The 8,913-nt window shown below is 38.9% G+C and carries 5 protein-coding genes; all 5 read right to left on the bottom strand.

The genetic code is table 11. The features are described from left to right. Nucleotides 1-2,158, bottom strand: a 2,158-nt coding sequence (locus tag ABWO41_RS12255) for a hypothetical protein (RefSeq protein ID WP_353138220.1), incomplete at its 3' end; no start/stop codon positions are given. Between the two features lie 84 nt (nt 2,159-2,242). Continuing rightward, nucleotides 2,243-3,775, bottom strand: a complete 1,533-nt coding sequence (locus ABWO41_RS12260; RefSeq protein WP_353138223.1) for a pectate lyase family protein — start codon at nt 3,773-3,775, stop codon at nt 2,243-2,245. A gap of 81 nt (nt 3,776-3,856) precedes the next feature. Beyond that, complete coding sequence (locus ABWO41_RS12265) at nt 3,857-5,461, bottom strand: DUF5123 domain-containing protein (RefSeq protein ID WP_353138226.1); 1,605 nt, start codon at nt 5,459-5,461, stop codon at nt 3,857-3,859. A gap of 19 nt (nt 5,462-5,480) precedes the next feature. Continuing rightward, nucleotides 5,481-7,499 (bottom strand): RagB/SusD family nutrient uptake outer membrane protein, encoded by a 2,019-nt coding sequence (locus tag ABWO41_RS12270; protein ID WP_353138229.1) that lies wholly within the window; start codon nt 7,497-7,499, stop codon nt 5,481-5,483. Nucleotides 7,500-7,519: 20 nt separating this feature from the next. Beyond that, on the bottom strand, nt 7,520-8,913 hold a 1,394-nt coding region (locus ABWO41_RS12275; RefSeq protein WP_502945650.1), incomplete at its 5' end, for a SusC/RagA family TonB-linked outer membrane protein.

Here is an 8,913-nt window from a genome sequence, read left to right on the forward strand (position 1 = left end):
TAATATTGTGATCTTCTATTTTAACAGTGATTAAATCAAACTTACTTGTTTTTGTAGCTGTACTGATTCCTGTAGAACTCCAGGTTTGCCCACCGTCTTTTGAGGTATATATAATAATACTTCCTGCACTCATATCGTTTCTCATTATCTCATTAAATGTAATTTTTGATATTCCCTGAGAAAATAGCGGAGTTATGACATAAGGCGGTTCAGTTAAACTGTAATCACTTACGGTAGAGGCGTTTCCGTTTAATATTTTCAGACTCGGATTTGTATTCCCGTCTGTCCATTGATTGGCTGAATTCGAATCGCTAACAGTTCTTGTTTCTCTCTGAGCTCCATATAAAATCCACTCTCCATTAGTTTGTATTGATGTTTCAATTGTAGCCGGTTTACTGATAGTAGTTACCGTAGTGGTTGTAAAAGGTTCTGTCCAGTAAGCCTGTGCTACCGGATTGTTAATTTGCTTAACCTCACTATAAGTAATCTGATTACCAGCATCTGTCATCTTTAAACGATAATAAGAGACGTCATTTAAAACATTATTATCGGTAAATGTATATTCGCTTAAAGCACTGTTTTGCTTGCTGGCTACGCTTGTTAAACTTGTAAAAGCCATACCATCTGCACTCCTTTCTACTTCTATAGTTTGTACAGCCAGGTCATTGCTGATTGTCCAGGCTAAATCCACCGATTTAGTCGCTGCTTCTTTTAATGTTGCTGCAAAACCTAACAGCTCAAATGCCGTGGCCTGTGCTGCAGTTATGCTATTCAGATAAACTTCTAACATGGTATAACCTTGTCCGTTTACCAAATTTCCATCAGCTGCATCATGTTTATTCGATGCATTAGCGTCTTCCCATACATCGGGAATACCGTCTCCATCAGAATCTGCAGGAGCAGCTGCAGTATTATAAACAGGCCATCCTCCAACCGCCGCGGGAGAGTCTATAATTCCCCATTTTCCAGATGTGGCTCCCAAAACACTGGCTGTCCCTGTAGCAGTCTCACTCACAATTCTTTTATCTACTGCATCACGAACCGGGAGAATTGCGCCCGCATTCTTCAATACATCAGCGTAAGCTTCTTCTGCACTTTGCACTGGTATAGGAACACTAATAGCAAACGGACTTAATACCTTGGCTATACTTAAAGATTCCGAAGGAATTTTAGTAAAACTTACAGCAGACCAATTATCATTGGTCTTAGCTGCATTTCCATACATGACATTTCCGCTTACATGAAATTCACCTATACCTTTAGCCTCAGCAGATTCATAATCGGCTTCTATAAAAAGATAGTCTGATGGTGTAGCCGGACCTGGTTTGTAATAATTATTCACCAGATTTATTCTGGAAAATGCGTTCTCTATGTTAACCGCTCCTCCCGCAGCAGCATTTCTCGATCCGGCATTATAAACCACATTATTTCTGTAATCTATTAAAGCCTCAACGTCATGTGCTCTGGCTCCGTTGAAACGCGTAGACCTGGCATTCTGATGTGCAAATAAATTATGATGAAAGGAAGCATATTGCCCTCCCCAAACTCCTCCATATCCTCTATTTCCTTTTGCATGGCCTGCATTATATAAACCTTCACTTATAATACAATACTGTACTGTGATATTCTTCATATCATACATAGCGGCACACTCTTCGTTTGCCCAGGAAAAAGAACAATGATCTACAATAACATTGTCTACATTTTCAAGATCAAAACCGTAAACACCTGTAGACAATGTACTGCCTGGTCTCGATCGTAAATACCGGATAACAATATTATTATGGTTACCTCCCAGACTTGCAGATCTTGCACCATTAAAAATTAAAGAATGTCCTTTTAAACATATACCATCGCCAGGCGCTGTTTGACCAGCAATGGTAATATTAGAACGGTTGACTTTTATCTGCGACAATAGTTCAATGGTCCCACCTACTTCAAAAACAACTGTTAAAGGTTCTCCGGGATAAGCATTAAAAGCTTCCCGGAAACTTCCCGGACCGGAATCATTAAGATTTGTTACTTTATAAACCTTCCCTCCGCGTCCCCCCGTCGCATATTTACCAAAACCTTCTGCTCCCGGAAAAGCCAGTTGCTGAGCCCAGGCGTCAATATAGGGCAAAAGTAACAATGAAATGATAGATAAAAATTTGTTCATAATATAAGTTTATAGTGGTTATGATGGGGCCGTTGCAAGAAGCACTTTCTTTAACAACCCCATCAAGTTCTTTAGTTTATCTAATTATTTTAGCTGATTAGTTGTAATATCTTTCACAAGACTATTGATATACACTTCTATGTTGTCATAAGCTGTACTTAAGTCTCTACCATTAGCGTTAGCCTTTTTTGGATCCAGTTTATTGGCTATCTCCCATTCGTCAGGCATACCGTCATTATCAGAATCTGCAAGAGCTGGCAAGGTTGACAAAAAAGGCCAGCCATTTACATCAGAAGCCTTATCTATAATTCCGAAACGACTGTACTGATCTCCGCTTGATCCATTGGCAGTGTATGATTTCTCCTTTACATTTTTAATGATACGTTCGTCTACTGCATCTCTTTTTAAACTGGCTCCTGCAAAATCCAATACTTTCTGATAAGCCAGCTCTGCCGTCTGAGTTTTCACATTGTTATTTGTTGGATGCGGCTCCGTCATTCTCATCGCTATTTTATCCGCCTCTGATACTGTTCCGTAATTGCTATGAAATTGATTATATACTCCGTAGGTCCAGTTATCATTGGTTGGATTTGCCCGGCCTTCAATCACATTTCCATTGATATAAAATTTACCCCATTTATCATATACAGCTTGCTCAGGTTTTGTATTCTTATCAATAGAAAAGATTCTATCCATTACCTTGCTTTGGGTAGCAGGACCTGGTTTATAATAGTTATTGATAATATTGATATTCATTCCTTCTCCACCGTAGGAACTATTTCCACCCCAATTGTAAAAAACATTGTTTCTTACATCAACCAAATCGGTAAGTGCATAAATAGACCCTGCTCTTTCTCCGTATCTTGGAACACGGCTATCGTGATGCGCCATTAGGTTATGATGAAAAGAAGCATATTTACCACCCCAAACGCCACCATATCCATGCGCACCTTTTTCATGTGCCGACTTTCTTAAACTTTCTGAGATAATACACCATTGCAGCGTGAAATTATCATTGTTATAAAAAGAGACACATTCATCTGTAGACCAGCTCATAGAACAATGATCTACAATAATGTCTCTGGCCTCGAATCCTCCCAAAGCATCTGCTTCTGCTCCGTTTTCATCTCCCATCCTGAAACGTAAGTAGCGAATTATAACATTGCTGGTTGCTACAGATACCGGATATCCTTTTAAGGTAACCCCATCTCCGGGCGCAGTCTGACCTGCAAGAGTAATATCCGGATTGGTTATCTTCAACTGAGATTTTAAATCTATCGTTCCGGATACATCGAATACAACTATACGTTTGCCTGAAGCCGTTATTGCTGCTCGCAAACTTCCCGCACCGGAGTCGTTTAAATTAGTTACTTTAATAACTCTTCCGCCTCTACCACCTGTAACTCCGGCACCAAAACCTTCTGCTCCAGGAAATGCCAGAGCGGTTTCCTCTACAGGTTTTGGAATATTATCATCATCAGACTTACTCCCCGAATTCCCCTTTTTACAAGCCACCGATAATAGCAGCATAAGAGTTGCTACCGAAATGGTGCATTTTCTAAATCTATTATGTGAGCTTATCGATTCAAAACCAAATTGCTTATTTCTTGTGTTCATATTGTACCCTTTTTAACTTAACCACAAAGAGACACGAACATTAATTTCCGTGTCCTTTGCGATTAATACACCCTTAACTGATTAAAACCATCTCGGATCTCCGGCTGTACCTCTGCCTCCAAAACCAGATTCGGATTTGACTCTGAAATTTCCATTAGCCGGATCTACAAATAAATCTTCTGCACTTCCCTGGAATACCGTTATATTTGGAAATTCCTGCCCTATAGACATTTCATTTGTCCGATAGCTTCCTGCAAAAGAGCCGTCATATGTTAAGCTGAAAGCCTTTAATTGAGTTCCGTTGTTGCTTCCGGATATGATATTATTGAAAGCCTCAAACGTTGACGGTAAATTATTTTTGTCTAGTCGTACTAGTTGTGTAAGTGCTTTTGTCTGATTATATATTGTACAATTTGTAATGATTATGCCTTTCACCTTAGATCGTACATCCATTAGCTGCGAAGCCATATTCTGCATGGTACTATTCTTAAAAGATATAGAATCTACTACCGGTGTTGATCCACCAATATTTACAATGCCATAATCTCCGGTGTTTTGGAACCTGTTATTATCAAAGCTTATCTTTTTCAGCTTAATATTTTTATTTTGGACACGAACTGTACCTCTGTAATTAAAAATGAAACAGTTACTAAAATTATATTCCTCAATCTCTACACCATCCGTAGCAAGATTTATAAGATAATCGCCTGTCCCTCCTGTTAGTACTACTTTTTCGAAAATCAGTTTCCCAAAAATGGCATCAGACAACCTGACTTCTTTTAAATTCAGCAATGCCGGTAATCCCGCCGTTCCACTTATATCATTCTCTCCTGTAAAGCTTACATTCGACAGCCCTGCAGGAAGAATTAAAGTTCCCAGATCATAAGTCTCTCCACCTTTAAACATTAAGGTTACATTCGGCTTACCTTGCGAAACTGCGGTTGAAACCAGTGCTGGAATATCATCTCCGGGATTAACGTTGATAATAATTCCACCCTGCAAACCAGAGGTTTTCAGGATTTTTGTTCCTCTCTCTACTTCGTTATTATAAATAATAATCTTATAGTTTGTTCCGGGACTCAGGTTTATCAACTCCATATTACCAGCACCAATTTCTACAGGTGTTAATGTATTCTTCTGCACCTCTTCGCCCGTTGCAGCATCAAAAACAGTAATATGCGTTACTCTATCTGTAGGTGTCCAGGAAATATTGATTTTATCGGTAAACACATCCCAACTTGTAAATAACTGTTCTGCAGCAGTTTCAAAATAAACCTGTGAATATTTAGATTCTGTACCAGATAGGGTATCCACACTTTTCATACGCACCGAATATCCTGTAGTACCGTCAAGCTCTTCGAATATAGTTCTGTACTCGACCTTTGTTGGGGTTGTAGATTCGTTAAAAGGTGTTAGCGTATCCGCTAAAATCTCAACAGTCTTTACTATTTCGTTAAACTCTAAGTTGTCTTTGCTGAATTCGAAAATATACTTATTCGCAGATACAGCTTTAGTATACTTGAGCTCTACCGTTGTAGCCTCGGTTTTTACCACTTCAAAAACTAGAGACTTAAATAATCTGTCATGAGAAGGATCTATATCCCATTCGTTGGCTTTTTTTATACAGCTTGTTGCTATAATGGAGACCGAAGCAAGCAGCGTCAATCTTAAAAATATCTTTTTCATAATTATTACTTATTAAAGATCAATAACCGTAAGAATTCTGCAGGTGTCCTTTTGATTCATAGATATCTTCGTAGAAAACAGCATAAGGATATCTGTAATAAACCCTTTTATTACCCATTGGCTTAAGCGATAGCTCGCTTTGTATCTCTGCTCCATTGGTTAAAGTTCCCAGAAAGCCCGAATAGTCATATGAAGGGTATAAACCTGTAGCAGCTACCAAAACTCGTACCGGCCACACCTTATAATTCACATTGGTTCCCGATGTTGGTTTTTGTGCATTTTGCGGAAACCATTTTGCTGACTGATACGGTGCACCCGGATCTGCAGGCAGGTCTCCGTAATAGTTTATGGATGTTTCATCTATATACTCAGTATTCTTAAACTTATAATAAACAGTTTGCGGAAAGTCCGTCGGTTGATAAGTCTTATCAAAAATGGTTACCGGCAGTTTGTTGTCAAACATTAAACAAAGTGACTTTTTCATTTCCTCTATCTTATCATACAACAATCCCCATCTAATTAAATCCTGCTTTCTGATAGATTCGCAGCCAAACTCCCATGCTCTTTCGTTTACAATCGCTTTAAAGAAATCGGCATCATATCCTGCTACTTTCGCAGACCCGGTACCAAAGGCCCTTTCACGAACCTTTTCTAATGCCTGACGTCCCGAAATACCCGCTTTGGCATTTAACGAATCCGGACTCTGAAGTGCATTCATAGCCTCAGCATACATTAAATAAACATCCGAATAGCGCATCAATATCCAGTTAATACCGGTTGCAATACGTGAGTTTGCAGTCTTGTGCAATGCCAGATAGGCGTCAGAAGTCCAATAGATTCTCCACTTGGCAAAGTTTACATTAAAAGGATCGGTTCCTAATGCCTCTTTATTCTCTGAGGTATAGTTTAACCAGGTTAATGTTACATCTCTTCTCTTGTCTTCTTTATCAAAAGAATAAAAATAATAAGCCGTCGAAGTAACATAACTACCGCCAAAACCACGCGAACCATATTTGGTATTACCGGCTACCGAATAGCCCATTAATGAGCCTATATCACCATTATTCCCCATTCCAAACGCCACTTCAAATAAATTCTCGTTAAAAGCATTTGGAAGTTGACGACATACGGTTTGCCAGATGTTCTGATAACTGGGATCTAATTTGTGAGGATTTTCTACCGAGCCAATCATTTCTGCACAGGCATCAGCAGCTATCTGATAATACGCTCTCCAGTTTTGTGGTCTGCCTACAAAAAATCCTTCCTGTTCCGGTATAGTAGGATGATGCTCTGCTGTAGAATTAGGAAACATATTGGCATCCCTTAAAGACCAGCCTCCTGCAAACAACGCTACTCTTGCCAATAATCCCATGGCAAAACCCTTTGTAATACGTTCGGCACTACCATATTCGGTATTTGCTCCTAACCATGGAAGATATCCAACAGCTTCCTGCAAATCTTTAACGATATAATGGAAAACAGTGTCTTTATCAGTTCTTCCCATATAAACATTGGATAAATCTGATTTTGATGCTTCCGTTTTAAACGGAACATCTCCCCAATACCTTACCAATTCAAAGTAAGCCAGCGCCCTTAAAGTAAGGGCTTCGCCCAATAATGGTTTCATCTGTGCCGCAGAACTTTCCAGAATTGGCGATTGTCTAATGCCGTCTACTGTTGCTGTCGATATCTCGGCAAAATCGTAAAGTCCCGCCCAACGTGTGGTTGTATTGTAAATACTTCCATAGAAGTTTCCTGCCCCTTCGTCATTATTATTTGAGTTATAAGCAGTTTCGCTAAAAGCCCTGTTACACTCTATGTCAGACACGCCCTGCCAGTTAACAGAAAGCTTTTGTCCATAAATATAGGTATCGGTCATTTTCCCGTATAAACCCATAACTGCTGCTTTAGCCATTGAGGTTGAACTATAAACAGTTTCGGGGCTTAAAGACGATGGCGACGATGTTTCCAGAAATTTCTTACATGACGAAAGTCCCAGAAAAGACGTTGCTGATAGTAATATGAATATCTTTTTCATCTGTTTCATTTTAATCTAGATTAAAAGGTGATATTTAGTCCAAACAATATTTTCTTTGCCTTCGGATAGGCTGAATATCCAACACCCGGAGTTAATGGTGTCGACCTTCTGGTATCTACCTCCGGATCCTGTCCTGTGTAATTGGTCCATACATGCAGATTGTAACCTGCCACATAGCAACGCAATCTTTGTATCAGAAATCTTTTAGAAATTTTTGAAGGGAGTGTATATCCAAGAGTAAGATTACTTAAACGTAAAAAGGAACCGTCTTCTATAGCCCAATCGGTTAATATAGATGAATTGGTTATTGGACTCCATATATTGGCATTTTGGTTGAGTTCCTCAAATAATGCAGGATCTGCACTATTTCCGAACATGATGTTATTTCCTGTAACCGGATCTATAGTGGTAAATCTATTGTCCAGACTCATAAGACTGCTTACATTCTGGTATCTTTTAGATCCGGTATAGGTAGTATAATCTATTTTGTCTGCATTATAAATATCATTGCCATAAGACCAATTGAACATGGCCGTTAAATCAAATCCTTTATAAGTGCTGTTAAAAGAGAAACCACCGGTATGTTTAGGTTGTGCTCTTCCTATTACGGTTCTATCATGATCAGCAGATATGTCATAGATTCTATTACCATTTTCATCATAGCGAATTTCAAGTTGCTTTAATTTCATATGCCCTGGACCAAAATAATTTCCAGACCTGTCTAAAACTTTTAAAGCATTAACTACATCAGAATTTAGTATCCATTTTTTTTGGTCGTAATCGTAATGAAAGTCATCAAAAGAATAGAATCCATCGCTTACATAGCCATACATCAATCCAACCGGTTGTCCTACCATCGCTCTGTAATCGTCAGAACCAACATTTAATCCCCAGCCAGAAGAAACAATCATTTGGTCAGAGCCATTCAGCTCTCTAATTTTATTTTTATTGAAGGAGATATTGAAGCTCGCTGATAGGGTAAAATCCTTCTTATCTATGATATAACCTGTAGTCGTAAATTCGAGACCTTTATTCTGTGTACTTCCTATATTTTGATATTGGGTATTATAGCCCGAACTTGAAGGTAGGTCTACACCAAGAATCAGATCTTTAGTGATATTATTATACAGATCTAAAGAGAAAGAAACCCTATCTTTAAATAATCCTACATCAAAGCCCAGATTTGAAGAGACTGTACTTTCCCATGTCAGGTTTTCATTTTTTAAAGTGCTGGATGTTCTCAATCCGCTTTGAGGCTTCTCTCCTATATAGATAAGTCTGTTCGCCTGACTGATGAACCCATATTCCTGCCTCCAGTAAGAACCAACCCTTGCGTTTCCTACCGTACCATGACTCAAGCGTATTTTAGCATCAGATAACCACGATTTGGTACTCTCCATAAAAGACTCATCAG

The sequence above is a fragment of the Pseudopedobacter sp. genome, assembly GCF_040392825.1.
GTDB lineage: Bacteria > Bacteroidota > Bacteroidia > Sphingobacteriales > Sphingobacteriaceae > Pseudopedobacter.

Bases quoted from the DNA above. Each gene is read 5' to 3' on its own strand.
- ABWO41_RS12260 (WP_353138223.1), bottom strand. From the start codon at position 3,775: ATGAACACAAGAAATAAGCAATTTGGTTTTGAATCGATAAGCTCACAT.
- ABWO41_RS12265 (WP_353138226.1), bottom strand. From the start codon at position 5,461: ATGAAAAAGATATTTTTAAGATTGACGCTGCTTGCTTCGGTCTCCATT.
- ABWO41_RS12270 (WP_353138229.1), bottom strand. From the start codon at position 7,499: ATGAAAAAGATATTCATATTACTATCAGCAACGTCTTTTCTGGGACTT.